Source organism: Mesorhizobium hawassense, assembly GCF_003289945.1.
In the GTDB taxonomy this organism is placed as follows: Bacteria; Pseudomonadota; Alphaproteobacteria; order Rhizobiales; family Rhizobiaceae; genus Mesorhizobium; species Mesorhizobium hawassense.
The window spans coordinates 42,363-65,216 of sequence record NZ_QMBP01000016.1 but is presented as its reverse complement, the minus strand read 5'-3'; the positions used below and the strand labels follow the sequence as shown (position 1 = coordinate 65,216).

General features: G+C 63.4%; 23 protein-coding genes. 9 read left to right on the top strand and 14 right to left on the bottom strand.

Features of this window, described 5'->3' with window-relative positions; translation table 11 throughout:
- The first annotated feature begins 294 nt into the window (after positions 1 to 294).
- Positions 295 to 4,029 carry an anti-phage defense-associated sirtuin Dsr1 gene (gene dsr1 / locus DPM33_RS27015; RefSeq protein WP_167449240.1) on the top strand — a complete coding sequence of 1,245 codons (3,735 nt, stop codon included), beginning with the start codon at positions 295 to 297 and terminating at the stop codon, positions 4,027 to 4,029.
- 98 nt (positions 4,030 to 4,127) lie between these two features.
- Here the strand turns inward: dsr1 and DPM33_RS27010 are convergent, their stop codons facing one another.
- The 4 genes from DPM33_RS27010 to DPM33_RS26995 form a co-directional block, all read right to left on the bottom strand.
- Positions 4,128 to 4,373, bottom strand: coding sequence for a MoaD/ThiS family protein (locus DPM33_RS27010; protein ID WP_112100450.1), 246 nt, complete (start codon positions 4,371 to 4,373; stop codon positions 4,128 to 4,130).
- A gap of 61 nt (positions 4,374 to 4,434) precedes the next feature.
- Positions 4,435 to 6,699 carry a xanthine dehydrogenase family protein molybdopterin-binding subunit gene (locus DPM33_RS27005; protein ID WP_112100449.1) on the bottom strand — a complete coding sequence of 755 codons (2,265 nt, stop codon included), beginning with the start codon at positions 6,697 to 6,699 and terminating at the stop codon, positions 4,435 to 4,437.
- Between the two features lie 3 nt (positions 6,700 to 6,702).
- The gene (locus tag DPM33_RS27000) at positions 6,703 to 7,179 is read right to left on the bottom strand and encodes a (2Fe-2S)-binding protein (RefSeq protein WP_112100448.1); all 477 of its coding nucleotides are present in this window, start codon (positions 7,177 to 7,179) and stop codon (positions 6,703 to 6,705) included.
- Positions 7,179 to 8,039, bottom strand: coding sequence for an FAD binding domain-containing protein (locus tag DPM33_RS26995; protein ID WP_112100447.1), 861 nt, complete (start codon positions 8,037 to 8,039; stop codon positions 7,179 to 7,181). Before DPM33_RS26995 ends, DPM33_RS27000 begins: the two co-directional genes overlap by 1 nt.
- Positions 8,040 to 8,223: 184 nt before the next feature.
- On the opposite strand from DPM33_RS26995, the gene DPM33_RS26990 reads away from it, so the two are divergent.
- Positions 8,224 to 9,093, top strand: a complete 870-nt coding sequence (locus DPM33_RS26990) for a tetratricopeptide repeat protein (protein ID WP_112100530.1) — start codon at positions 8,224 to 8,226, stop codon at positions 9,091 to 9,093.
- Here DPM33_RS26990 and DPM33_RS26985 read toward each other — a convergent pair.
- Together DPM33_RS26985 and DPM33_RS26980 are read right to left on the bottom strand one after the other, a co-directional pair.
- Positions 9,034 to 9,747, bottom strand: a complete 714-nt coding sequence (locus DPM33_RS26985; RefSeq protein ID WP_112100446.1) for a hypothetical protein — start codon at positions 9,745 to 9,747, stop codon at positions 9,034 to 9,036. The two genes, DPM33_RS26990 and DPM33_RS26985, sit on opposite strands and share 60 nt — an antisense overlap.
- A 99-nt stretch (positions 9,748 to 9,846) precedes the next feature.
- The gene (locus DPM33_RS26980; protein WP_112100445.1) at positions 9,847 to 10,380 is read right to left on the bottom strand and encodes an imm11 family protein; all 534 of its coding nucleotides are present in this window, start codon (positions 10,378 to 10,380) and stop codon (positions 9,847 to 9,849) included.
- Between the two features lie 213 nt (positions 10,381 to 10,593).
- Here DPM33_RS26980 and DPM33_RS26975 point away from each other — a divergent pair, with 213 nt between their 5' ends.
- From DPM33_RS26975 to DPM33_RS26955, 4 genes are all read left to right on the top strand, one after another.
- Entirely contained in the window at positions 10,594 to 11,574 is a 981-nt protein-coding gene (locus DPM33_RS26975) for a GlxA family transcriptional regulator (protein WP_112100444.1), read from the top strand.
- Between the two features lie 561 nt (positions 11,575 to 12,135).
- Positions 12,136 to 12,417 carry a hypothetical protein gene (locus DPM33_RS26965; RefSeq protein ID WP_245442412.1) on the top strand — a complete coding sequence of 94 codons (282 nt, stop codon included), beginning with the start codon at positions 12,136 to 12,138 and terminating at the stop codon, positions 12,415 to 12,417.
- Between the two features lie 95 nt (positions 12,418 to 12,512).
- Positions 12,513 to 13,469 carry a DMT family transporter gene (locus DPM33_RS26960; protein ID WP_112100441.1) on the top strand — a complete coding sequence of 319 codons (957 nt, stop codon included), beginning with the start codon at positions 12,513 to 12,515 and terminating at the stop codon, positions 13,467 to 13,469.
- Between the two features lie 9 nt (positions 13,470 to 13,478).
- Positions 13,479 to 14,015, top strand: a complete 537-nt coding sequence (locus DPM33_RS26955; RefSeq protein WP_112100440.1) for an imm11 family protein — start codon at positions 13,479 to 13,481, stop codon at positions 14,013 to 14,015.
- Between the two features lie 117 nt (positions 14,016 to 14,132).
- Here the strand turns inward: DPM33_RS26955 and DPM33_RS37515 are convergent, their stop codons facing one another.
- The gene (locus DPM33_RS37515; protein WP_281004823.1) at positions 14,133 to 14,264 is read right to left on the bottom strand and encodes a hypothetical protein; all 132 of its coding nucleotides are present in this window, start codon (positions 14,262 to 14,264) and stop codon (positions 14,133 to 14,135) included.
- Between the two features lie 265 nt (positions 14,265 to 14,529).
- On the opposite strand from DPM33_RS37515, the gene DPM33_RS26950 reads away from it, so the two are divergent.
- A complete protein-coding gene (locus tag DPM33_RS26950; protein WP_146770331.1) occupies positions 14,530 to 14,724 on the top strand; it encodes a hypothetical protein in 195 nt (64 codons plus the stop codon).
- Between the two features lie 75 nt (positions 14,725 to 14,799).
- Positions 14,800 to 14,991: a hypothetical protein gene (locus DPM33_RS26945; RefSeq protein ID WP_112100438.1), complete on the top strand. Its 192-nt coding sequence runs from the start codon at positions 14,800 to 14,802 to the stop codon at positions 14,989 to 14,991.
- Positions 14,992 to 14,997: 6 nt separating this feature from the next.
- Here DPM33_RS26945 and DPM33_RS26940 read toward each other — a convergent pair whose 3' ends face one another.
- Positions 14,998 to 15,189, bottom strand: coding sequence for a hypothetical protein (locus tag DPM33_RS26940; RefSeq protein ID WP_112100437.1), 192 nt, complete (start codon positions 15,187 to 15,189; stop codon positions 14,998 to 15,000).
- Positions 15,190 to 15,646: 457 nt separating this feature from the next.
- On the opposite strand from DPM33_RS26940, the gene DPM33_RS37130 reads away from it, so the two are divergent.
- Entirely contained in the window at positions 15,647 to 17,206 is a 1,560-nt protein-coding gene (locus DPM33_RS37130; RefSeq protein WP_245442410.1) for a bifunctional AfsR/SARP family transcriptional regulator/alpha/beta hydrolase, read from the top strand.
- A 19-nt stretch (positions 17,207 to 17,225) separates the two neighbouring features.
- Here the strand turns inward: DPM33_RS37130 and DPM33_RS26930 are convergent, their stop codons facing one another.
- The 6 genes from DPM33_RS26930 to DPM33_RS26905 all read right to left on the bottom strand — a co-directional run bounded on the left by DPM33_RS26930 (position 17,226) and on the right by DPM33_RS26905 (position 22,851).
- Positions 17,226 to 17,699 carry a MaoC family dehydratase gene (locus DPM33_RS26930; RefSeq protein ID WP_245442409.1) on the bottom strand — a complete coding sequence of 158 codons (474 nt, stop codon included), beginning with the start codon at positions 17,697 to 17,699 and terminating at the stop codon, positions 17,226 to 17,228.
- The gene (locus tag DPM33_RS26925; RefSeq protein ID WP_167449239.1) at positions 17,696 to 18,973 is read right to left on the bottom strand and encodes an NAD(P)/FAD-dependent oxidoreductase; all 1,278 of its coding nucleotides are present in this window, start codon (positions 18,971 to 18,973) and stop codon (positions 17,696 to 17,698) included. The genes DPM33_RS26930 and DPM33_RS26925 overlap by 4 nt, the downstream gene beginning before the upstream one ends.
- An 11-nt stretch (positions 18,974 to 18,984) precedes the next feature.
- Positions 18,985 to 20,205, bottom strand: a complete 1,221-nt coding sequence (locus tag DPM33_RS26920) for a flavin-containing monooxygenase (RefSeq protein WP_112100434.1) — start codon at positions 20,203 to 20,205, stop codon at positions 18,985 to 18,987.
- Between the two features lie 58 nt (positions 20,206 to 20,263).
- Complete coding sequence (locus DPM33_RS26915; RefSeq protein ID WP_245442408.1) at positions 20,264 to 20,842, bottom strand: OsmC family protein; 579 nt, start codon at positions 20,840 to 20,842, stop codon at positions 20,264 to 20,266.
- Positions 20,843 to 21,087: 245 nt separating this feature from the next.
- Positions 21,088 to 21,336 carry a DUF1127 domain-containing protein gene (locus tag DPM33_RS26910; protein ID WP_167449238.1) on the bottom strand — a complete coding sequence of 83 codons (249 nt, stop codon included), beginning with the start codon at positions 21,334 to 21,336 and terminating at the stop codon, positions 21,088 to 21,090.
- Positions 21,337 to 21,531: 195 nt separating this feature from the next.
- The gene (locus DPM33_RS26905; protein WP_112100431.1) at positions 21,532 to 22,851 is read right to left on the bottom strand and encodes an HlyD family type I secretion periplasmic adaptor subunit; all 1,320 of its coding nucleotides are present in this window, start codon (positions 22,849 to 22,851) and stop codon (positions 21,532 to 21,534) included.
- Positions 22,852 to 22,854: the final 3 nt, after the last annotated feature.

Here is a 22,854-nt window from a genome sequence, read left to right as displayed (position 1 = left end):
AGCCAACGCTGGGGGCGTGAAGGGCGGCTTCGACCGGGCGGGGCACCGGCTGGCTGAAGGGCAGTATCGTGGAAGAGTAGTACTTTGGAGCTAGACTACAGTGGCGAAAAGCAGTCTGGCCTTCATGCGCTTCTCCCTGGGCAGGCCCGATGTCTAATTATGGGTGCGTAACGGAGGGAAAGCTACTCAGTTTCATTCTATTGCGGCGATCGCCATCAGTTCAGAAAAGTCTAGACAATCTTCTCGGAAACAATCAGTAGTAACAAATCAACGTTGGGTAGCAGGGGTGGAAGCGTGCAATTTGTAAAAGACGGACCTGATATTCCAGAATTATTGCTACAAGCGCACGAGGATGGCAGGGTCGTATTTTTTTGTGGTGCAGGAATATCGTACCCGGCTGGTCTTCCAGGCTTCGCCGGGCTTGTCCAAAAAATCTATTCCGAAATCGGCGAGTCTCCAAACGAGGTCGAACAAACTGCCCTCAAAGCCAATCTTTATGACACTGCAATTTCGCTTCTTGAGAATCGCGTCGTCGGCAACCGAAATACAGTTCGCGCTGCACTCGCAAGAGTTCTAACTCCGGATCTGGCACTATCAAACGCAACCACAACGCACGAGGCCCTTATCACCCTTAGCAAAACTCTGAAGGGTCAGTTCAGATTGATCACGACCAATTTCGACCAATTATTTGAGGAAGCCAAATCTCGACTGAACACCAACTTCCAAGAGTTCAGTGCGCCGCTTCTGCCGGTCCCAAAAAGAAAATGGGACGGGCTAGTTTACCTGCACGGGCTGTTGCCGAAAATCGCTACGAGTGCCGCTCTCGACCGTCTTGTGGTGTCCAGCGGAGATTTCGGGTTGGCATATCTCACAGAGCGATGGGCCGCTCGCTTCGTCGGCGAGTTGTTTCGGAACTACACAATTTGCTTCGTCGGATACAGCCTAAACGATCCTGTCCTCCGGTATATGATGGACGCTCTTGCCGCCGACCGATTGTTGGGCGAAGCGCCTCTCGAAGTGTTTGCTTTTGGGAGCTATACAAAAGGTCAAGAAGCGCAGATTACAAATGAATGGCGCGCGAAGAATGTAACGCCCATTCTATATCGCAGTCGTAACCGCAGAGATCACGCTCACCTTCATGAGACTTTGCGGGTTTGGGCAGGCACCTACCGCGATGGCACGCGTGGTAAGGAAGCTATAGTTGCCCGCCATGCAAACGCGAAGCCGACAGGCAGCACTCGGCAAGATGACTTTGTCGGACGATTGCTTTGGGCGATCAGCGATAGTACGGGCCTCCCTGCTAGGCATTTTGCCGAGTTCACCCCACTGCCGCCGCTCGACTGGCTATTCGCTTTCGCTGAAAATCGGTTTCACCAAAGCGACCTTATCAGATTTGGCGTTCGGGCCAACGAGGTCGAGGACGAGAAGCTTACTTACAGTCTCGTCGCGCGACCGGCTCCATATACTCATTCCCCATGGATGACACTCGTTCACCGCACCTCTCGGAACATTTCGAGTTGGGATCCGGTTATGATCCAATTAGGCAGATGGCTTGCGCGCCATGTCCCCGATCCGAGATTGCTGGTCTGGGTGGCACAGAACGGCGGGCATTTGGATAATCGCTTCGGCTACTTCGTCTCTGAGGCACTTGCGTCGAATCCACCACCACAATTGATAGAATCGTTATGGCTGTTCGCTCTTGCAGGGCGACTACAAGACATCACGGGGCGGTTTGATTTGTACGATTGGTGTCGTCGGTTCTCCAAGACCGGCATGTCGCCGATCCTTCGTTTGGAACTCCGCGAAATCCTAGCGCCCCGCCTGAAGCTGCGTGAAGGGTATCAGTGGCAGGATAATGAGGTTGAATCCCGCACCGAAGTTGAACGCATTGAGAGCGCTATTAGTTGGGAGATTGTTCTTGGGGCGGAGTTCGTTCGTTCCGCCCTCGATCCAATGAACAGTAACGAGCGGTGGCAGGCAGAGATGCCAATGCTGCTTGCCGATTTCACTCAGTTGTTGCGCGACGCGTTAGATATTATGCGTCAGTTAGGTGGTGCTGGGCCACATTCCGATCGCTCTCACTGGTATCAGCCCTCAATCCAGCCCCATCCCCAAAATACACGATTTCGGGACTGGACCGTTCTGATCGAACTCGTACGCGATGCATGGGTTGAGACAGCACACTCAACTCCCGATAGAGCACATCACGAAGTCCTAGCCTGGCTTAATATTGACTATCCGCTTTTCAAAAGGCTCGCATTTTTTGCTGCCACAGAGCAGAGAAATCTATTTCCGACAAGCCAAGTCATTGGGTGGCTTCTGTCAGATGCTCAATGGTGGCTATGGGCGACTGAAACACAACACGAGGTCCTCCGACTACTCGCATCCTTAGGCCCAGATGTGACTGCTGTCGAAGCGGAGGCGCTGCAAACAGCCATTTTGAATGGTTTACCTGAGGAGATGAAAGGGACCGCCGATGCGGAACAGGTCAGGCTTATCCAGGACAGGGAAATTTGGCGAAGGCTATCGATCCTCTCTACGGCAGGATGTGCACTTACCCCGGCCGCGTCCCAAAAACTGGACGATATCCTGCAGGAGCATCCTGGTTGGGGGCGGGTTGAGGAGCGTGACGAATTCCCAGTTTGGATGTCAAGCGATGGCAGTTGGCGCCGGTTCTCCACGACCCCCAAGTCACGGCGCGAGCTGGAAACGTGGTTGCAGGAAAACCCCAACGTTGATGACCTTCATCAAGAAGATGACTTCAGGGAAAGGTGTCAGACGGATTTTCCGCGAACACTTGTTGCGCTCGTCAATTTAGCTCGCCGTAATATTTGGATCGTGGACAGGTGGCACCAAGCTCTTAACGCTTGGTCCGACGACTCTCGCGCGCGGAGAGCTTGGCGCTGCCTACACGTCCCGTTGGCGGAAGCTCCGGACTATGTAATGGAGGCCCTTGCTCGACCCATAGCTCAGTTGCTAAAAGCCTGCGCCAAAACGGTAGGACCTACAGCCGATGCTTTTTTCGTCCTGGCCGATCGAGTGGTCGAAGCATCTCGTGACGAAAGCCGCGAAAGTAGCAATGATATTCTTATTTCAGCTATAAATCATCCCATTGGATATGTAACTGAAGCAGTTTTGGATTGGTGGTATGCAGGAGGGCTTGAAGATAACCAGAAGATTTCGGGAAGAATTAGGGAATTATTATCGAAACTTAGTGATTTAAACGTAAATAGCTTCAGGCATGCGCGGATAATAATAGCAACCCACGCGATCACCTTTTTCCGGGTCGATAAGGAATGGGCAGATACCTATGTTTTGCCTCTCTTCTGTTGGGAGCGGCCTGAAATCGCTTTAAATGCCTGGACAGGATTTCTATGGTCGCCGCGTTTGTATTGGCCTTTGCTAATTGCGCTGCAGGAGCCGTTTATAGCGACGGCTCAACACTATGACGATCTCCAACAGGTGGGAGACCAATACGTCGCTCTACTGACGTTCGCAGCCCTAGATCGCGCGCCATCCTTCAAAGCGAGCAAGTTTTCGGCAGCGATTTCTGTTTTGCCGCCAGCGGGCCTCGCTCGTGCAGCACAAGCACTAACAGACGCGTTGCAGGGCGCGGGTGAACGGCGACCGGAGTACTGGGAAAACCGTATCAAGCCCTTTCTGAAGTCAATATGGCCGAAGTCCCAACAACTGCGAAGTGCCGCTATAGCTGAAAAATTTGCCGAGCTTTTAGTAGCCTCAGGAGAGGCTTTTGCCGATGCGCTGCGCGTGCTCGGTGATTGGTTGATGCCCTTCGAAGGCTCGGGGTACGTGCTTGGTCGACTGGCAGAAGCAGGGCTTTCTAGTAGTTTTCCAAATGAGAGTCTGGAATTCATGAGCCGAATCGTCCCAGCGCAAGGTCTTTGGTCGCGCGATGAGCTGCGAAATAACCTCGTCGTGATAAGAGCGGCGAATCCAGCTCTTGTTGACGATCTAAGGTTCATTCGCCTCGAAACACTTATTCGTCAGTTGGGGATTTCGCTGGATTGACCCCTTTCCAACGTGATCGCGATAACTACTTTGAACCTGCAACTCCCACCCACAATTCGGTGCTTAGACTACAGCGGCAGGCCCCGCAACCATAACACTCACCCACCCGCCAGCCTCGGCAGCAGAAAAATCTCCGCCCCCGGCGGCAGTTCCTTGCTCCACGTGTCGCGATAGATCGTCCCGTCGATCGCCACCGCTATCCCGCGATCGATCCACGGCTCTATTCCGGGATACTGTTCCGCCAGCTTGCGGAACAGCTCCCTGATGTCCTTGGCCTCGATGTCGTGCCTGGCCTTGCCTCCGGCGACGGCGCTGAGCGAACCCCAGAGGGTGACCTCCACCATTACCCCCAAATCCTCATCGGGGGGGTGATGTCAGCTGAAAAACGCTGCGCGCTTTTCAGCATTAGCCTTCCCGCTCCGCGTCGAGCGCCGCGAGAATCCTCGGCGGCGACATCGGGATGTGGGTCATGCGCACGCCGACCGCGTTCGACACCGCGTTGGCGATCGCCGCCAGCGGCGGCACGATCGAGGTTTCGCCAACGCCGCGCACGCCATAGGGGTGGTTGGGGTTGGGGATTTCCAGGATCTGCGTGTCGATCATCGGCAGGTCGGAGCAGACCGGGATGCGGTAGTCGAGGAAGCCCGCATTCTGCAGCCGCCCGTCCTTGCCGTAGATATACTCCTCGTTGAGCGCCCAGCCGATGCCTTGCGCCGCACCGCCCTGGTACTGGCCCTCGACATAGGTCGGGTGCACCGCCTTGCCGGCATCCTGCACCACCGTGTAGCGGATCACCCTGGTCGCACCGGTCTCGGGGTCGACCTCGATGTCGCAGATATGGGTGGCGAAGGAGACGCCGGCGCCGTCGGCGACGAGCTCGCTATGGCCGGCGATCGGCCCGCCGGTCGTGCCCGACTTGGCGGCGATGTCCTTCAGCGACAGCGCAGAGAGGTTGCCGTATTTCTCGCCCTTGGCGATGGCGTGGCCCTTTTCCCAGACGACGTCGTCCACCGGGATGTCCCACATCTGCGCCGCGCGGTCGCGCAGGATTTTGATCGCGTTGCGCGCGGCCGAGATCGTCGCCATCGAAGACGAGAAGGTGCCGCGGCTGCCGTCGGTCATGTCGTTGTAGCCGAGCGAGGACGTGTCGGCGACGATCGCCTTGAGCTGGGAATAGTCGATGCCGAGCTCTTCCGCCGCAACCAGCGACAGCGACGCGCGGGACCCGCCGACGTCGACCGTGCCGACGGCCAGCGACACCGAGCCGTCCATGCCGATGTTGAGGTCCACGCAGGTCTGGCCGCCGAAATTGAACCAGAAGCCGCAGGCCATGCCGCGCCCCTGGTTCGCCTTGAGCGGCGCCTTCATGTGCGGATGGTTCTTCACCGCTTCCAGCGTCGGGCCGATGCCGATCGGCCCGTAAACCGGGCCGTAGGAGGCGCGGGTGCCTTCCTGCGCGGCGTTCTTGATGCGGAAGTCCACCGCGTTCATGCCGAGCTCGTGGGCGAGCTCATCGACGGCGCTTTCCACCGCGAAGGCCGCCATCGGCGCCGACGGCGCGCGATAGGCCGCGGTCTTGGGCCGGTTGACCAGCACTTCGAAGCCGACCGTCTTGACGTTTTCGAGATTGTAGCAGGCGAACGCCGTCATCGCGCCGATCTCGGCCCAGGAGCCGGGGTAGGGGCCGCAGCTGTAGCGCAGCGTCGCTTCCGCGGCGGTGATGGTGCCGTCCTTCGTCGCACCGATCTTGACGTCGATCGAGGTGGCGCTGGTCGGACCCGACGCGCGAAAAACCTCGTCGCGGGTCATCACCAGCTTCACCGGCCGCCCGGCCTTGCGCGACAGCGCCAGCGCCACCGGCTCGGCCCAGACATGGGTCTTGCCGCCGAAACCGCCGCCGATCTCCGACGAGGTGACGCGCAGCTTCGAGGCTTCGAGCCCAAGCAGCTGGGCGCAGTGCTGGCGGTAGACGAAATGCCCTTGCGTGCAGACCCACAAATCGGCCGTGCCGTCCGGGTTGACGCTCGCCACGCAGGCATGCGGCTCGATATAGCCCTGATGCGTCTGCTCGGTCTTGAACGAGCGCTCAACGATGAAATCGGCCTGGGCGAAGCCCTTGTGCACGTCGCCATGGCCGAACTGCGTGCGCTTGGTGACGTTGGAGGCCTTGACCGGCTTTTCCTCGAGGCCTTCGGTGAAGATGGCGTCGTTGATCAGCGGCGCGTGATGGTTCATCGCCTCGTCGACATCGGTGACATGCGGCAGCACCTCATAGTCGACCTCGATCAGCTTCAGCGCCTGGCGGGCGATACGGGCATCGATCGCCGCCACCGCCGCCACCGCATGGCCGTCATAGAGCGCCTTGGTGCGCGCCATCGAATTGTCGAGGATGTCGTACATGGCGGCATCGCCGTCGGTGAGGTCCGGCAGGTCCTTGGCCGTGATCACCGCCTTCACGCCGGCGAGCTTTTCCGCCTTGGAGGTGTCGATGCTCTTGATCACCGCATGCGCGTGCGGGCTTCTGAGCACGCGGCCGACCAACTGGCCGGCCATGTTGAAGTCGGCGCCGTAGCGCGCGCGTCCGGTCACCTTGTCGATGCCGTCGGGGCGCAGCGGCCGGGTGCCGACCGAGGAGAATTTGCGTCCGGTAAAGCGCGGATCGAAATTCATGGATTACGCTCCCTTCATCACGGCGGCGGCGTCCTGGACGGCGCGCACGATCTTGTCATAGCCGGTGCAGCGGCACAGGTTCCCCGCGAGGCCGAAGCGGATTTCCTCCTCGGTGGGCGAGGGGTTCTTCTCCAGGAGGTCCTTCGCCGCGATCAGGAAGCCGGGCGTGCAGATGCCGCATTGCAGCGCCGCATGCTCGATGAACTTCTGCTGCAGCGGGTGCAGCTGGTCGCCATGCGCCATGCCTTCGATGGTCTCGACCTTGCGCCCTTCGGCTTCCGCGCCCAGCACCAGGCAGGAGCAGACCAGCCTGCCGTCGACGATGACGCTGCAGGCGCCGCAGTCGCCGGTGCCGCAGCCTTCCTTGGCGCCGGTCAGCCCCAGCCGGTCGCGCAGCACTTCCAGCAGCGTCTCGTCGGGCTGGCAGAGATATTCGACGGCGTCGCCGTTGATCGTGGTTGATACAGCTACACCGGCCATTATTTGCCTCCCGCACGCTTGTAGGCGATGGCGGCGGCCCTTTGCGCCAGCACGCCCGCGACTTTTCGTCTGAATTCGATGGTGCCGCGCTTGTCGTCGATCGGCCGGCAGGCGCCGGCGCAGATTTTCGCCAGCCGCTCCAGCGTCGCTTCGTCGAGCTTCGAACCGATCAGCACCTGGCCCGCTTCCTTGACCAGAAGCACGGTGGGCGCGGCGGCGCCCAGCGCCACGCGCGCGGTCTTGATCGCGCCATGATCGTCCAGCGTCAGGTTGACGCCGGCGCTGACCACCGCGATGTCCATCTCGGTGCGCGGAATGAAGCGCAGATAGGCGTCGCCCGCATGCACGGGACGCTTGTCGAGCAGGATCGCCTCGATGATCTCGCCCTTGGCCAAAGAGGTACGGCCCGGTGCGGTCGGCACGCTCTCGACGGCAATGGTGCGCTTGCCCGAAGGCCCGGCGACCACCGCCTTGGCGCCGGCCGCCACCAGCGCCGGCACGCTGTCGGCGGCGGGCGAGGCGTTGCACAGATTGCCGGTGATGGTGCAGCGGCCCTGCACCTGCTTGGAGCCGATCAGGTTTGCCGCCTCGACCACGCCCGGCCACGCCTGCTTGAGCGCCTTGTGCTCGCCCAGCACCGCGCAGGGCACGGCGGCGCCGATGCGGAAGCCGTCAGCCGTTTCGCTGATGTCGGCCAGGCCGCCGATGGCCTTGATGTCGACGATCAGCTCGGGCTCGATGAAGCCACCCTTCATCCTCACCAGGAGGTCGCTGCCCCCGGCCAGGATCGCTGCCGGGCCTACCGCCTTGGCGAGCTCGCCAACGGCATCTTCGATTGAAAGCGGACGTATGTAACGCATCGTCTCCCCTTGGTGGTCATAATCAGATCGCCCGTTATAAAGTGTCTGTTTATAATGGCCATCCCGTTCGTGCATGTCCCGGTTGGGCCACAGCGATGTTCCAGATGCGCCCAGCGGCCGGGCCAGGGCGTCGGGATCACTCGTCTGCGCCGGCCGCGCCACCATGGAGGGAGCTTTGAAATCCGTGACCAGCACCGGCCAGGTTGGCAGCGAGGATCTGGTCCGCCGGGCGGTCGCCGCCTTCAATTCCGGCGACCATGCCCAAGCGATGGCGCTGTGCGAGCTCGGCCTGAAGCGGCACCCGGGCGATGCCGCACTTTGCCATCTTCTGGCGGCCGTGTCGTTCGCCAAAGCGGACCTGCCGGCGGCCCGGGCGCGCATCGAGGCGAGCCTCGCCGCGCGTCCGGACAATGTTGCCGCCCTGATCCTGGCAGGCAGGATCGCCCGTGCCGAAGGCCGGTTCGAAGCGGCGCTGCAGGTGCTCGATCGCGCTGCAAGCCAGTCGTCCCGGGTGGAAATCCACCTCGAGCGGGCGCGTATTTTCGATCAGGCGGGCGACGCCACGGCGGCAGAGGCAGCCTGGACACGGGTCCTGCAGGGCGATCCGAAATCCGTGGAAGCGATGGCGCGCCTCGGACGCCTGGCGTGGCAACGCAGCGCGCCCGCCGAGGCGGAAGGCTTCCTCGAACGCGCCGTCGCCGGCGGCGGACATCCGGCGCAATGGTTCGACCTCGGCCTGGTGCGCCAGGACATGCGCAGGTTCGAAGCCGCCGCCGAAGCCTACCGGCATGTGCTGGCGATGAGCCCGGATGCCGCGGAAGCCGCGGTCAATCTGGGCGTCGTCCTGCAGGAGACGGGCGATCTCGACGCGGCGATGGCGGCCTATTCGCAAGCCTACCGGCTCAGCCCGTCCACCTTCGGCATCATCGCCATGGCGCTTACCTCGGCGCCAAGCGGCGGGCTATGGCTCGATGAGGATGCGCTGCGCCGATTGCTAGCTCGTGGAGCGTCCGCGCCTGGCGCGGAACCGCTTGCGGTAGACGCCCGGCGTTGACAGGACGTCCGCGACCGTTTGCGCATAGGCGGCCTGGCGTTTGTCGTCGAACACCTCGAATTCCAGTTGCGGGGCTGCGCGCGGAACCGCGAAGCATTGCGCGACCGGAGTTCCCTTGCCGAGCACGCCGGAGAATTCGGGCTGCTTCCAGATCGCCGGGAAATTGATGCCGCCATCGCTGAACCGGTCCGAATCCACCAGGCCCGTCACCAGCCTGAAGGGAAGGTCCTCGCGGTTGACCGGATGCGTCGCGTAGAGCGACCAGCCATCCTCGACCTCGATGGTCCAGAAACTGTTGAATTTGAGCGCGGCCTGGCCGGGCACGGCGAAGGGGCTGCCGGCAAGCTGCCCCGGCGTGTGGAAGCTCAGCGGCGCGCGCGGGTGGTTCCCGGTGGCGGGTTCCGGGATCTTCCAGTCCCAGGAAAACCTGCCCCGGTCGACAATGACGTCGCAGGGCAGCAGGATCATGAAGCCATAGGTCATCGCGTCGACCACCGGCGGGCATTGCTTGAGCGTGCGGATGTCGCGGCCGTGGATGGCCGAAAAGGCGGTGGCGGGCATCGCGCGCAGCCAGTCCGGCAGCACGCCGCGCGCCGGCACCGGGCGCGGCAAATGCTCGGCCAGCATCGGATCGCATCGGAAAATCACACGCATCGCCGCCTCCCGGCATTGCGATACCACGCCTGCCGGCCGCGCTCCAAGCGGCTCCCGGCCGGTCTGTCATCCGCGCCCCCGTCTGCGTCGAGCGAGGCATCAACCTGCCGCGTCGGATGTCCAAAGCGGCCTGAACGACACGTTGCGCAGCCCGGCCCTGCGCACCCGCTCGACGAACATGTCATTGACGAACACCGGCGAGGCTCGCATCGGCAGCTTGAACACTTCCGCGCTGCCGATCTTGCCGGCATCGAACGCGTATCGCTCGATCGCCAGCATGTCGCCGTCCTCGAACCGCACGATTTGCGATCGCGCCTCGTCCAGCGCGTCGATCACCCTGGTGACGTTGAGCAACCAGACCTTCTCGCCGCGCAGCGGGACCAACTCGCCATGGGGGCGCAGCGCTGCCGCCAGCGCCTCGACGGCCGGCTGGCGCAAAAGCGGCGCATGCTCGCTGAGCCACGGGAAATCCGAATAGAGCCGCTCGCCCTCCTCGACGCGCCGCATCACCGGCGGATCCCAGCCTTCCAGCGAGCGCCCGTCGAGGCTGAAGAATTCCTCGTAAGCGCTGTCGTCGACCGGCAGCACCCACTCCTGCCCCTCCGACACGGTGAATTCATGGATGGTCGTCATCGTCTGTCGGCTTCCGTCGTTTCGATGAAGGCCGGGAAGGCGGCTGCATGCCGACGCGATCCGCGGCAGCCATCAAGGTGCGCAGGAACCATGCACCGGCAAAAGGCGCCATTCAAGGCCACGCTATCCAGTCCGCTTGCCGATTGATAAACGTTGCGGCCGGTGCTTCAGGATAGCTCCTGGCTGAAAAAGAGGGGGCGGTTCCGCAAACGAATGGCCAAAAAATTCGCATTTCTGTTGGTGCGCGATTTCACGCTCTCGCCGCTGTCGCTGTTCATCGACACGCTGCGGCTGGCCGGCGACGAGGGCGACCGCAGCCGCCGGGTCGAGTTCGACTGGCAGATCGTCGGCGAGCGCGGTCTGCCGATCCGCGCCAGCTGCGGCGTCGAATTGCTGCCGACCAAGGCGATCGGCAATCCCGAGGATTTCGACAATGTCGTCGTGGTCGGCGGCCTGCTCGACACCAACCGCGTCCTGAGCTCGGAGAAGGAGGCGTTCCTGATGCGCGCCGCCGAGAAGGGCGTGCCGCTCACCGCGCTCTGCACCGGCAGCTTCGTGCTGGCCCGCTACGGCCTGCTCGACGGCTACAGCGCCGCCGTCAGCTGGTTCCACATCAAGGATTTCCGCGCCGAGTTCCCCGATGTCAACGCCCATGCCGACAGCCTCTATTCCGTCGATCGCGGCCGCGCCACCTGCGCCGGCGGCACCGGCGCCGCCGATCTCGCCGGCTATTTCGTCTCGCAGTTCATCGGCCAGAAGGCGGCGGAGAAGGCGGCGAAAATCCTCGTGCTCGATCGCATCCGCAACATCAGCGACGTGCAGCCGGTCGGCGATCTGTTTCCCGAAGCCGCGAGCCGCGCGGTGAAGCGCGCGCTGCTCCTGATGGAGAGCAATCTGCAGGAGAAGGTCTCGGTCACCGAGATCGCCAGCCGCCTCAACTGCTCGCGCCGCCAGCTCGAGCGCCTCTTCGCCACCGAGCTAGGCACCAGCCCGATGGCCGCCTATCTGGCGCTCAGGGTGCACTACGCCAAGTCGCTGCTGGAAGGCAGCGACCTCGCCATCGGCGACATCGCCTATCGCTGCGGCTTCGAGAATGCCGGCCATTTCAGCCGCGTCTTTCGCCAGCACACCGGCATCACGCCGACGAATCTCAGGCATCCGAGCCGCGCCGCGAACGGGGCTGCGAAGGCATGACTGCCGGCGGGCTCGGCAGCCACCGGGCTGCCGAATTAGGCGCAGCCCTGGAACTGAACAGGGAAGATCGCTCCCGGTCCGGTTGGTGACCGACTATTGTTTATCGAAACAATAGTCGCAAAGGCCAAGATGGCTTGCGGCTGCCGGTATTGGGTCGAAGGGCTGGCCGCAACGGATGCACTCGACCTTGGGAACCCGGCCGCCGCGGCCCTGAAAGCCCACCTGGCGACGCTGTTTGAGATACTCGACGTCCCTGTCCGGGAACTCCGACTTGTCACTCATACGCGTTACTCTCAACTCGACGAGTGGAGCCTTATATCAGATTTTACTAAAATTGGTAGGACCAGCGGGTGGTTCGGCCGGGCGGCTCGGGTGCCTAAGATGCGACCCTTGTTGTTAACCATCAATTAACTATGCGGTCGCTTTTAATACGGGTCTGGAGGATACTGATTTTGGCCGCGAGCGATGACCTCGCGACCGCCGAAATGAGAAAAGAAGCGGCGGGTACCGTCGCCATCTGCCGGGGAGGCGCCCAGCATCTTTTTGATGAGGAGCGCCGGAATGAATATCGAGGAAGCAGTCACCGCGGCGACGGCAGGGTCGGGCGCGCTCCTGTCCTGCCTCGGCCAGCCCGTCGTCGCCTATCACGTCACGGCCATCATGCGGGAAACCGACAAGATCCATGCGCGGGAGATGCAACTCGCGCTGCTGCGGCGAAGCATCGAGGCGCTCGTCGACGACGGCCTCGAAGACGTCGAGGCCGAAATCTTTGCTTCGCAGCTCGATGGCCGCGTCGGCTCGGCCTGGGACCTGCTTCATCCGGCCAGCGAAACGCCGCACTGATCCACCCGATCACCTGCCATCGCGGGCCATATGGAACATTCCCTTTGTGAGGTAGACTGCTGCTGAGCTGACGTTCATCGAACGGGGGGCATGCGATGCAGGCGATACCGATAGCGCATCCGGCGGAGCAACCTGCCGCGATCTCGATACCTTCGCTTGGCGGCTATCCCACCGCCGTGCTGTGCTGGCTGCTGTCGGCGGGCGTCTATATCGCGGCCAAATGGGTGGCGCCGGAAATGCCGCCCTGGGGGCTGTGCTTCTGGCGGCTCCTGCTCGCCTGCGCCATCCTGTTGCCGATCGTGCACCGCCATCACGGCGCGATGATTGCGCTGCTCAAATCGCGGCCGCTGGAGATCGCCGCCGTCGGCGCCATCGGCCTGACGCTCTGCCAGGGCATGATCTATCGCGGCCTGAACGACACCGACGCGACCACGGCCGGCATCATCATGGCGATGTCGCCGATCATGACCATGGTGCTGGCGCGCCTGGTGCTTGGCGAGCCGCTCGGCCTCTGGAAGGCGCTCGGCGCGGTTGCGGCACTGGCCGGCATGCTGGTCATCGTCGCGCATGGTAATATCGAGGCGCTGGTGCGGCTGCGCTTCAATCTCGGCGAATTGTGGATCGTCGGCAGCGCCTTCTGCTGGGCGCTCTACACGGTGCTGCTGCGCCGCTCCAAATTCGGCCTCGAACTGCTGCCGCTGGTCGTGCTGCTGCTCGGCGCCGGCGCGCTGGTGGCGCTGCCGTTTCACCTGTGGGAAATCGTCAACGACGAACGCTCCGCCCTGAACGGCAACGGCCTGCTGGCGCTCGCCTACCTGGCCGGCCCCGGCGGCGCGCTGATGTATTATCTCTACAACAAGAGCGTCGAGACGCTGGGCGCCAGCCGGGCAAGCATGCTGCTCTATCTGCAGACCTTGTTCGTCGCCATCCTCGCCTATCTGCTGCTCGACGAAAGCCTGCACGACTACGACCTGATCGGCGCGGCCTTCATCGTCGTCGGCGTCGTGCTGGCGACGGTGATCAAGCCGAGAGCGGCTCTGGCAAAGGTGTGAACGACTACGATGAAGTATTGGCGCGTGGAACAAGATGCTAGAAATTTCGCCATCCTTGCCGATGACGGGAATGACTATGGGTCGCAGGATTTTCTCGAGATGGAAGGTGCGCGGAAGATCGATCCAAGGAAATTACAATTCATCTTTGACGACGAGCGTCCTCTCCCCATTGGAGATTTCGTGCCGACCTTCCAGCTTGGCGTCTTGTTTGCCAAGCGTGAGGTGTTCGATCTTTTTGGCCCCTCTATTCTAAGCGGCCGGCACGCCTTGTATACGGCGCGAACCGATAAGTACGACTTGCAGATATATGTTCCAATGGAAGAAGTTTCCGGATTCGATTTTGAGAGATCGTCATATGATACGTTTGACGACGGAGATGTCTGGCGCATGTATGAATTGAAGCTAGCGGAAGGATTTTTCACCGACTTTGATATATTTCGGTTGAATGATAATCCTGGCACGAGATTTCATGTAATAGTGTCGGATAACTTCAAGGAGATATACGACTCAAACAAGTTGACAGGTCTGCGTTTCACTGCGGTGTGACGCGCCTGAGGCTGGCTACGCCTATTGACGGGTCTAGAGACAGGAACTGTCTGAGGCTGGCCACTGCCGTCCATCAGGAGTGGCCCAAAACGAGTTTCATCGAACAGTCAGGCCGGGTCAAATAAGCCCCGTCATGCTGACGAGATGCATAAGCCGAGTGCCGATCGCGAGGACGAATTGGCCGTCATTGGCGGCTAAATCCCAGCCAAAGAATGCGATCCAGCAGAACATCAGGACGGCGAAGCGCATTAGGAGATTCTAATATTCGTCCGTTGCGCAAATCTTAAGATGGCAATGAAAAAGCCCGCTATCGGTTTGAGGGCCCGCCGGCGGGCTCGCGCGAATGGTCAGCCTCGAGGGGGCTGAGGACTTCATACTCCAACTCCTGACACGGCAGGAGTTTCGAACTGCCTCGCCACCCCCGAGGCGGTAGTGGGTCTGTTTGAAACTTAACCGCCTCATGAAAGCTTCATGAATGTTTGCTAATAACTCACGGATTCGTGGGGAACAATTGGTGGACGAAGACAGCCCGTACCGGGAAGCCTACCGGTTGCAGCGCGTGGTTGATGGCAGCGCCACGACCATAGCGACCTTCCATTCGGCCAAGGAAGCTCTGGCGATCACGCCCAGCTTGGACGAGAGCTATAGGCTCATGCGCGGCGACGAGCAGATATGGCCGAATGAGGCGTCGTCCGGCCGCGCTTCCTAGTCGCCAGCTTAGCCGCGCTCATGAAACCGTCATCAAAAGCGGCTAGCTTACCTGTGAACAGGTAACGACAAGCCCATGTACCAGACTGCGCCATTCGTGCCGACGGAAGTTCATGTCGGGACGGTTGATGACGAAAACGGTGCTCTTCTCGTCCTAACGGTCCGGACAACCGAAGGCCTGTTCGATATCGCTCTCGACGGCGAAGCCGCGGATGCCATCGTGAAGGCCATTGGCACGATCCGTTCCAAGATGGAGCCTGGCACCTAAGGTGCGTTAGTCCAGCTTGGATCGTATGGCTTCGATGGCATGGACCATGGCGTCGGCGGACTCTCGATCGAGCGCAACCTCCACGATTCCTTCCGTGGTTTTGATCGACAGAATACCGAACGCGCCTTTCGCGTCCTCGACCGTCAAGACATGGATTTCGGTCGGCACGAAAGGCGCTGCCTTGTCTTTAGGCTTCATCGTTCACCCGTTCGGAGGCGACGACAATTGCCGAAAGCCGGCGTCATATTCAAGCCCGCCGGCTGGCCGGTGCGCACGGGGTTCTTCTTGAGGGTTTTATGCGGCACCGGCCAATGCGGGTTTAAGGTGGCAACTTTCCTCCCGCGACCGCAATCTAGGCGCGCATCCGCAACCGCTCAATCTGGACCGAGTACCCTATGACTGACGGGCCAAAAGGCTCAAGTAGCCGCGCCATTTTTGTTGGGGGCCGCGCACCAAAGGCTTCTCGGCTTCCTACGCCTCGATCGGCGCAACGATGTCCGAGAAACCGCTATTGTGATCGGTCGGAATTTCAAACTGACCCACTGCCCCCAAGGCACCAAGCTTTCCTAAATTAGCCGATTTTGCTATTGGCTGCCCTTCGGAGCGCCGGCCAGGACCGAAGGGGGATCATGGCGATCGACAAGCGCGTGGACGCATGAACGACAGTCCGCACATCGGAGTGCTGGAACTGCGCGTGCTTGGCGATTTTCAGGTGACGCGCGACGGCAAGCCGCTCGACCTGCCGCCGTCGCGCAAGACGCGGGCGCTGCTCGCTTACCTCGCCGTCACCGCCAGACAGCACCAGCGCGAGCGGCTGTGCGAGATATTCTGGGACATTCCCGACGATCCGCGCGGCGCCTTGCGCTGGAGCCTGTCCAAGATCCGCCAGGTGCTGGGCGCCGACGAATCCGCCCTCGTCGCCGATCGCAACGCCGTCGCGCTCGAGATCGAGACGGACTATGCGCGCCTGGCGCCGTTGGTGAAGGCCGACCTTTCGTCCCTCCCGATCGAGGAGTTCGAAGCCGTCCTGGCCTCGATCCGCGGAGGCTTTCTCGCCGACCTCTCGCTCGAGCGCTGCTTCGAGTACGAGGCATGGCGGCAGGCGATCGCCAGCGAAGTGGAGATCGTCGAGCTCGGCATCCTGCGCGAGCTGGTCGAGCGTCTGGCGGACCAGCCGCGACGGGCGCTGCCCTTCGCCCAGCGCCTGCGCCGCCTCGTGCCCGACGATGATAGGCTCGCCGCCGAGACTGAGGCGCTGGAGGAAAAGGTCCGCTCTGTCACCGCTCGGGCCACCGGCCGGGCGCCGCAGCCTGCTTCGCCAACGCCAGCGCAGGCGCCGCCGAAACCCGCCGCGTCGGCGCAGGATCCCGGCCGTGCCGTGCAATTCTGCCGGGCTCTCGACGGCACCAGGCTCGCTCATGCCAGCACCGGCAGCGGCCCGGCGATCCTGCGCGCCGCGCACTGGATGTCGCATCTCACCTTCGACTGGGACAGCCCGATCTGGCGGCACTGGATGCGGGAACTGTCGCGCCGGAACCGGCTTGTGCGCTATGACGAGCGCTGCAACGGCCTGTCGCAGCGGCACGTCGTCGATATCTCTTTCGAGACCATGTTGTCGGACCTCGAATGCGTGGTCGAGGCAGCGGGGCTAGACCGCTTCACCTTGCTCGGCCTGTCGCAAAGCTGCGCGGTTTCCATCGCCTATGCCATCCGCCATCCCGAGCGCGTCTCGGGCATGATCCTCTATGGCGGTTACGTCAAAGGCTGGCGCGCGCGCGGCGATGCCGGCGAGATCGCGACGCGCGAGGCCGCCGCGACGCTGATGCGGGAGAACTGGGGCAAGCCGAACCCGATGTTCCGCCAGGCCTTCTGCTCCATGTTCATCCCCGGCGCCACGCACGAGCATTTCGCCTGGATGGATGATCTGATGCTGCGCACCGTCTCGCCCGACGATGCCTGGCGCCTTCAGAACTCCTTTTCGGTGATCGACGTCAGCGACTTGCTGGAGAAGGTGAGCGTGCCGACGCTGGTGCTGCACGCGCGCGACGACAACGTCGCGCCCGTCGAATCCGGGCGCACCATGGCGGCCGGCATTCCGGGCGCCCGCTTCATCGAACTCGAGAGCCAGAACCACATCCTCCTCGAAGGCGAGCCCGCCTTCGAGGAGTTCATAGACCATGTCCGCGCCTTCATCGCCGAGACGGCGCGCGCGTAACCAAGGCGCCGAGAAATCCTCAGCCCCTGGCCAGCGGCACGGTGAACACCGTCGCGGTGCCGGTCAGGCAAAGCTCGCCGGCTTGGTTGCGCACCGATGTCTCCAGCTTGGTGATCGGCTTGTCGGCGCGCACCTCCTTGACCTCGACGCGGCCGGTGATCAATTCGCCGACGCCGACCGCCTTGACGAATTTCCACGACACTTCGAGGAACACCGAGCCGGGGCCGGGGAGGTCTTCCGCCACCACCGCGTTCAGGATGCCGGAGGTGACGCCGCCCTGCACGATCAGCTTGCCGAACACCGAAGCCTCGGCCAGCGCCTTGTCGTAGTGCAGCGGGTTGCGGTCGCCGGTCATCTCGGCGAAGGCGTCGATATCCTGTGGCTGCGTGCGCCGCGAACGCTCGGCGAACGCGCCCACCTGCGGCCGGCCCTTGATGACGCCGACCCAGCCGTCCTGCATCAGATGTCCATCCTTCCTCAACTGCAAAGTCATGGTCTTGCTCCGGTTCGGTTGCGGGAAAGATCGGCCGGCGGCTTGTCCTGGTTGGCCGGCGCCCGATAGGTCGCGGGTTTCGACTTGGCCGCGCGGCGGGCCGGCATCGGCTGGCCGGCCAGCGCCTGCACCTCGGCCTTCAGCACGGCGCTGAAGCGGCGATGCCGTTCGCCGATGTCGTCGAGCGTCCAGTCGAAGCCGGCGACGGCGTCGGTGATGTCGAGGATCTGGTTGGCGATCAGGTCGCGATGCTGCTGCCAGACCGCGAATGCCGCGTCCGAGCCGCCGAGGATGGCGCGCGCCAGGCTCTCGGCGTCACGCAGCGCATCGGAAATGCCGTGCGAGGTGATCGGGTCGCGGAAGAAGCCGGCGTCGCCCACCAGCGCCCAGCCAGGACCGTGCGCCTGGCGGATATAGCCCAGCACGCCCCGGAAGGCCTGCAGGCGGGCATCCTTCGGCGCGCGCGCCGCCTGCGCGGCCAGCGCCGGCGACAGCGCCTCGAGCACATCCATGCGGGCCCGCGCGTGGCCGAGGCGGAAGCGCTGGTCGAACAGGCCCGTCGGCACCGAGGCGACGATGCAGGCGAGGCCGTCATTGGTCGGGATGAACGAGCCCGCGATGCCGTCGCGGAAATACCAGTGGTACCCTTCGCCTGGCTCGACCGGCGCGTAGCCATAGACATGGGCGGCCGACACGGCGCCGCGCCGCAGAAGCTGGGCGTCGACGCATTTCGCCACCAGCGAGCCGATGCCGTCGGCGCCGATCACGATATCGGCGCTGACCCGCAGCGCTGCGCGGCCGGCGGCGCGGATTTCGATGCCGCGCACGCGGCCGTGCGTGTCGGCGAAGAGGTCGCTGACCGCCATTTCGTGCAGGATCTCCGCGCCGGCCTTGCGCGCCGCGTCGACAAGGATACGGTCGAGCACCGTGCGCCGTGGCGCGATCAGGCCGGGAAGGTCCGAGCCGGAGACGAGCGGGATGGTGATCTCCTCCTCGCCATAGTGGAAGGTCGTCGTCTCGACGAGCGGCGTGCCGGCCTCGAGCAGCGGCTCGAGCAGGCCCCAGCGCCACAATTGCAGCACGGCGGGCCGCATCAGCGCATGCGTCGACAGCGTGTCGGAGCCATAGGGCTTGCGATCGATCGCCAGCACCTCGAGGCCGGCGCGGGCGAGCAGCATCGCGGTCGCGGCACCCGCGCAGCGCGCGCCGACGATGATGGCGTCGTAATGGCCGCGCCTGGGCGCGGCCATGAGGGGAATCGGGTTGCTTGCCATGGTCATGATCCTCAGGCCGCCTTGCGACCGCTGCGTTCGAGATGACGCGAAACTTCGCCGGCGATCGCTTCCGCGTCCGCGCCGACACCGCCTATGAAGTTGGAATCGCGCTTGCGCAGGAAGCGGAAGCCGAGCGCGTAGAGGCCGGGCACGCTGGTGACGCCGCCCTGATGCGCCAGCTCGCCATCGGCGCCGAGCGCCAGCGGCTCCAGCCAGTCGAACGAGCGCGCATAACCGGTCGCCCAGATGATGGTGCGGATCGCGCTCAGCGGCAGCCGCTCCATGCCGGCCGCCGGCACCGCCACCGGCTCGGGCCGGTACGGCGTCGTCATGCCTGTGAAACGGTCGATCTGGTCGAGCAGGCGCGCCTGCTTCGCTTCCGCCGCCGCGATGTGCTGGCCGAGATCGCCGGCGAAGGCGATCTCGCGGTCGCCGACGCCGCGCACCCGCCCGGCCAGTTGCACGCCGAGCGCCTGCAGCGTGGCGAGGTCGACATCGGCCCTGTCCGGCCGGCCGGCGAGCTGCAGCGAAGGCTGGCGCCGTGCGGCTTCCGGGTTGGCGAGGTCTTCCTGGCGCTGCGCCATCAGGCCCATTGCGCTGAGCCAGAAGAAGATATCCTGGCCGCGCCATGTTCTGGGCAGCCGCGTATGCTTGCCGACAGAAAGCACGACGCGCCGCCCGGCGCGGGCGAGCTCGTCGGCGATCTGCACGCCGGAGGACGAGGCGCCGACGACCAGCACGCCGCCGCCCGGCAGCTCGCCGGGTGAGCGATATTGCGAGGCGTGAATACTGAGCGGTGCGCGAATGGTTTCGGCCCCAAACGGGATGACCGGCCGGTCGCAATGTCCCGTCGCGACGACGACCGCGCGCGCCGCCCAGTCGCCGGTGTTGGCGCGCAAGGCAAAGCCGTCGGCGGTCCGCTTGGCGGAAATGACCTCGATATTGGTCTCGACCGGCGCATGCCATTGCCAGGCATAGCGCTCCAGGCTTTCCACGAACGCCGCTTTGCTCATGAAGCCGTCGGGGTCGCCGCCCTTGTAGGGCGAGCCGGGCAGGGCGTTCAGCCAGTTGGGCGTCAAGAGCCGCAGCGAGCGCCAGCTCTGCGAGCGCCAGCGCTCGCCGATGCGGCCGCGCTCCAGCACGACATGGTCGATGCCGGCCTGGCCGAGGCAATGGCTGAGCGCAAGGCCGGCCTGGCCCGCGCCGATGATGACGACGTCCGCGCGTCTCATGGTTCTGTTCCGTGTGGGAGAAGGAGGCGGCCCGGATCTGATCCGGACCGCCAGCGGCCTACTGGATGGTCTTGATGCCGACGGTGACCGGCACACCCTTGGTCAGCACGTCGAAGACGGCCGAGCGGCTGCGCGACTGCTCGACCAGTTGCTGGAGCTTCTCGGCCGGCGCATCGCCTTCGATTTCGAACGACACCTGGATGTTCTGGAAGCCGTTGCGGGCCTCGTCGGAAATGCCGAGGATGCCACGCAGGTCGATGTCGCCGTCGACCGAGCATTTCACCCTGCTGAGCTTGATGCCGCGCGCGGCGGCGATGTTGGCGACGCCCGCCATCAGGCAGCCCGCCAGCCCGTGCAGCAGCCACTCGACCGGGGTCGGCGCATTGTCGGAGCCGCACAAGATTGCCGGATGATCGGCGTCGGCATAATGCGGCTTATCGTGCTTCTGCTCGTTGCCGGCGCCGAAGAAGCCGTTCATGACGGTCTTGCTGTGCGTGCCTTCGATCCACTCATTGTGGGCGCGGAACTGGAACTTGGCGAGCTCCGGCTGCCCGGCGACGAAATTGATCGTCGCCATCAGGTTCGGCGTGTCGACGCCATTGAGCGGAAGCCGTGCAGGTTTGGTGTTGGGTTGCATCTTCATCTCCAAGGTTGGTTTTGCGGCTTGGTTGCCGTGACCCGCTTTGTTTGCCGGTCGAACGTTTGAACGAGAGTGGATGCGAGCGTGGAATTTTTCATACGCCGACCGTGGAAATGGCGTTGGACGTATCGTTTGAAACGGCTGGCCCAGCGCCTGAGCCGAATGCGCCGGAACGAAAAAACCCCGGGCCTTGGGAGGCGCGCGGGGCTTGTCGACGGCGTGGCCGCGATCGCCATCGGCGGTCATCCGATGGTGCGGATGTCCGTCACGTCGGTATCGGGCGTGGCGTAGCGCACCGAGGTGTAGTAGTCGATTCCCGAACGGGTGATGCCCATGTCCTTGAGCAGATGGTCGGGCATGGCCCGCAAGGCGGCGCGATCGCTGCGCGTCCTCATCGCATGATTGAAAAGCCTGAGCGCGCGGCCGGCAAAGCCGATCGGGCCGAAGCCCGCGCGGCCAGTGTCATAGGCGCTGTGTTCCAAAGTCGTCATCGTCGTCTCCATCCATTGCGGCGCGACCATTTCGCGTCGTCGATGGCGGGACTTGTGGCTTACGACCGGGGGAGCCAGCGTTGGAGCGGGCGTCGAAATTGCCGTGGAAATCGCGGTATTCGGCCGTTCCCACGCCGATGCGACAAAGACGGACTGGCCGCCCGAAATACGGCTACGCGAATGGGCGCAAAACCCCTACCGCTCCCTGAACGCCCGCGCGAACGAGTCCATCATCGGGCGCACCAGATACTCGAAGAAGGTCCGGTCGCCGGTGGCGATGAAGGCGTCGACCGGGGTGCCGGGATAGAGCTGTTCGGCTTTCACGCCGGGGGGCAGGGGATCGGCGATCTTCAGCTTGGCGCGGAAATAGGGTTCGTGGGTGGCTTGGTCGATCAGCCGGTCGGCGGAGATCTCGCTCACCGTGGCCGGGACTTCCGGCGTGAGCCGCGTGTTGAGCGCCGAGAGACGTAGCTTTGCCGGCTGACCGACATGCACCGCGTCGATGTCCTTCGGCTTGAGCTTGGCGTCCACCACCAGGCCCGATGACGTGGGCAGGATCTCCATGATCTTTTCACCGGGCGCGACCACGCTGCCTTGCGAGTTGTAGATCGAGGAGACGACGACGCCCGCCGCAGGCGCGGTGATCGTCGTGCGCTCGAGCACCGCTTGCGCCGCGCGCATCTGCTCCTCGATGTCGGCGAGGTTGGTGCGCACGTCGTCGAGCTTGGTCAGCGCTTCCTCGACGCGCTGGGTGGTGGCGCGTTCGGTCTGCGCCTGCGCCTCCACGATCTGCGTGTTGGCCGAGGCGAGGTACGCCTCGATCGCTCCGGCCTGGCCGACCAGGTCGGCCTCCGAGCGCAAGAGCTGCGAATACTCGGTGCGGTTGGTGAGGCCCTTGCCCAGAAGATCGGTCTTGATGCCGAGCTCCTTCTTCACCACCTCGGTCTGCTGCTCGATTGCCGCCTTCTGCGCGTTCAGGCCTTTGACGGACTCGCGATGCATGGCGACGCGCTGCGCCAGGATCGACTGTTCAGTGCGGAAGCGCGCCAGCCTGGCGTCGAACTCCTTCTGCTGTTCGCGGATCAGGGTTTCGAAGTCCTGCCGGAACGGTACTGGAGCGGGCTCGGCGATCGGCGCCAGCGTGGCGAGACCGTCGCGCTCGGCTTCCAGCCGCGCCGCACTTGCCTTGAGCGCGATCCATTGCCTCGTCAGCCGGTTGAGATCGGCCTCCGGCGCGGTCCGGTCGAGCAGGATGAGCTCCTGGCCCTCGCGCACGCGGTCGCCCTCATGCACCAGCAACTGCCTGATGATGCCGCCCTCGCGATGCTGGATGAGGATGTTGCCGCCGGTCGCCGCGATCGTGCCCTGCGTGATCACCGCGCCGGCGAGCGGCGCTCGAGCCGCCCAATAGCCGAAGCCGCCGACGAGAAGCGCGATTGCCGCGTAGCCGGCAAAGGCGGTGCGCCGGAAGTCGGTGCGCGGCCGGTCGTCGAAGGCGAGGGATGGCGTCGACATCGG

Coding starts and splice junctions, on each gene's coding strand:
- DPM33_RS26940 (WP_112100437.1), bottom strand. CDS start 15,189: ATGAAGCCTAAAGACAAGGCAGCGCCTTTCGTGCCGACCGAAATCCAT.
- DPM33_RS26920 (WP_112100434.1), bottom strand. CDS start 20,205: ATGAGACGCGCGGACGTCGTCATCATCGGCGCGGGCCAGGCCGGCCTT.
- DPM33_RS26985 (WP_112100446.1), bottom strand. CDS start 9,747: ATGCGTGTGATTTTCCGATGCGATCCGATGCTGGCCGAGCATTTGCCG.
- DPM33_RS27005 (WP_112100449.1), bottom strand. CDS start 6,699: ATGAATTTCGATCCGCGCTTTACCGGACGCAAATTCTCCTCGGTCGGC.
- DPM33_RS26925 (WP_167449239.1), bottom strand. CDS start 18,973: ATGGCAAGCAACCCGATTCCCCTCATGGCCGCGCCCAGGCGCGGCCAT.
- DPM33_RS27000 (WP_112100448.1), bottom strand. CDS start 7,179: ATGGCCGGTGTAGCTGTATCAACCACGATCAACGGCGACGCCGTCGAA.
- DPM33_RS26965 (WP_245442412.1), top strand. CDS start 12,136: ATGAATATCGAGGAAGCAGTCACCGCGGCGACGGCAGGGTCGGGCGCG.
- DPM33_RS26930 (WP_245442409.1), bottom strand. CDS start 17,699: ATGACTTTGCAGTTGAGGAAGGATGGACATCTGATGCAGGACGGCTGG.
- DPM33_RS26915 (WP_245442408.1), bottom strand. CDS start 20,842: ATGCAACCCAACACCAAACCTGCACGGCTTCCGCTCAATGGCGTCGAC.
- DPM33_RS27010 (WP_112100450.1), bottom strand. CDS start 4,373: ATGGTGGAGGTCACCCTCTGGGGTTCGCTCAGCGCCGTCGCCGGAGGC.
- DPM33_RS37130 (WP_245442410.1), top strand. CDS start 15,647: ATGAACGACAGTCCGCACATCGGAGTGCTGGAACTGCGCGTGCTTGGC.
- DPM33_RS26995 (WP_112100447.1), bottom strand. CDS start 8,039: ATGCGTTACATACGTCCGCTTTCAATCGAAGATGCCGTTGGCGAGCTC.
- DPM33_RS26945 (WP_112100438.1), top strand. CDS start 14,800: ATGTACCAGACTGCGCCATTCGTGCCGACGGAAGTTCATGTCGGGACG.
- DPM33_RS26910 (WP_167449238.1), bottom strand. CDS start 21,336: ATGACGACTTTGGAACACAGCGCCTATGACACTGGCCGCGCGGGCTTC.
- DPM33_RS26980 (WP_112100445.1), bottom strand. CDS start 10,380: ATGACGACCATCCATGAATTCACCGTGTCGGAGGGGCAGGAGTGGGTG.
- DPM33_RS26955 (WP_112100440.1), top strand. CDS start 13,479: ATGAAGTATTGGCGCGTGGAACAAGATGCTAGAAATTTCGCCATCCTT.
- DPM33_RS37515 (WP_281004823.1), bottom strand. CDS start 14,264: ATGCGCTTCGCCGTCCTGATGTTCTGCTGGATCGCATTCTTTGGCTGG.
- DPM33_RS26975 (WP_112100444.1), top strand. CDS start 10,594: ATGGCCAAAAAATTCGCATTTCTGTTGGTGCGCGATTTCACGCTCTCG.
- DPM33_RS26905 (WP_112100431.1), bottom strand. CDS start 22,851: ATGTCGACGCCATCCCTCGCCTTCGACGACCGGCCGCGCACCGACTTC.
- DPM33_RS26960 (WP_112100441.1), top strand. CDS start 12,513: ATGCAGGCGATACCGATAGCGCATCCGGCGGAGCAACCTGCCGCGATC.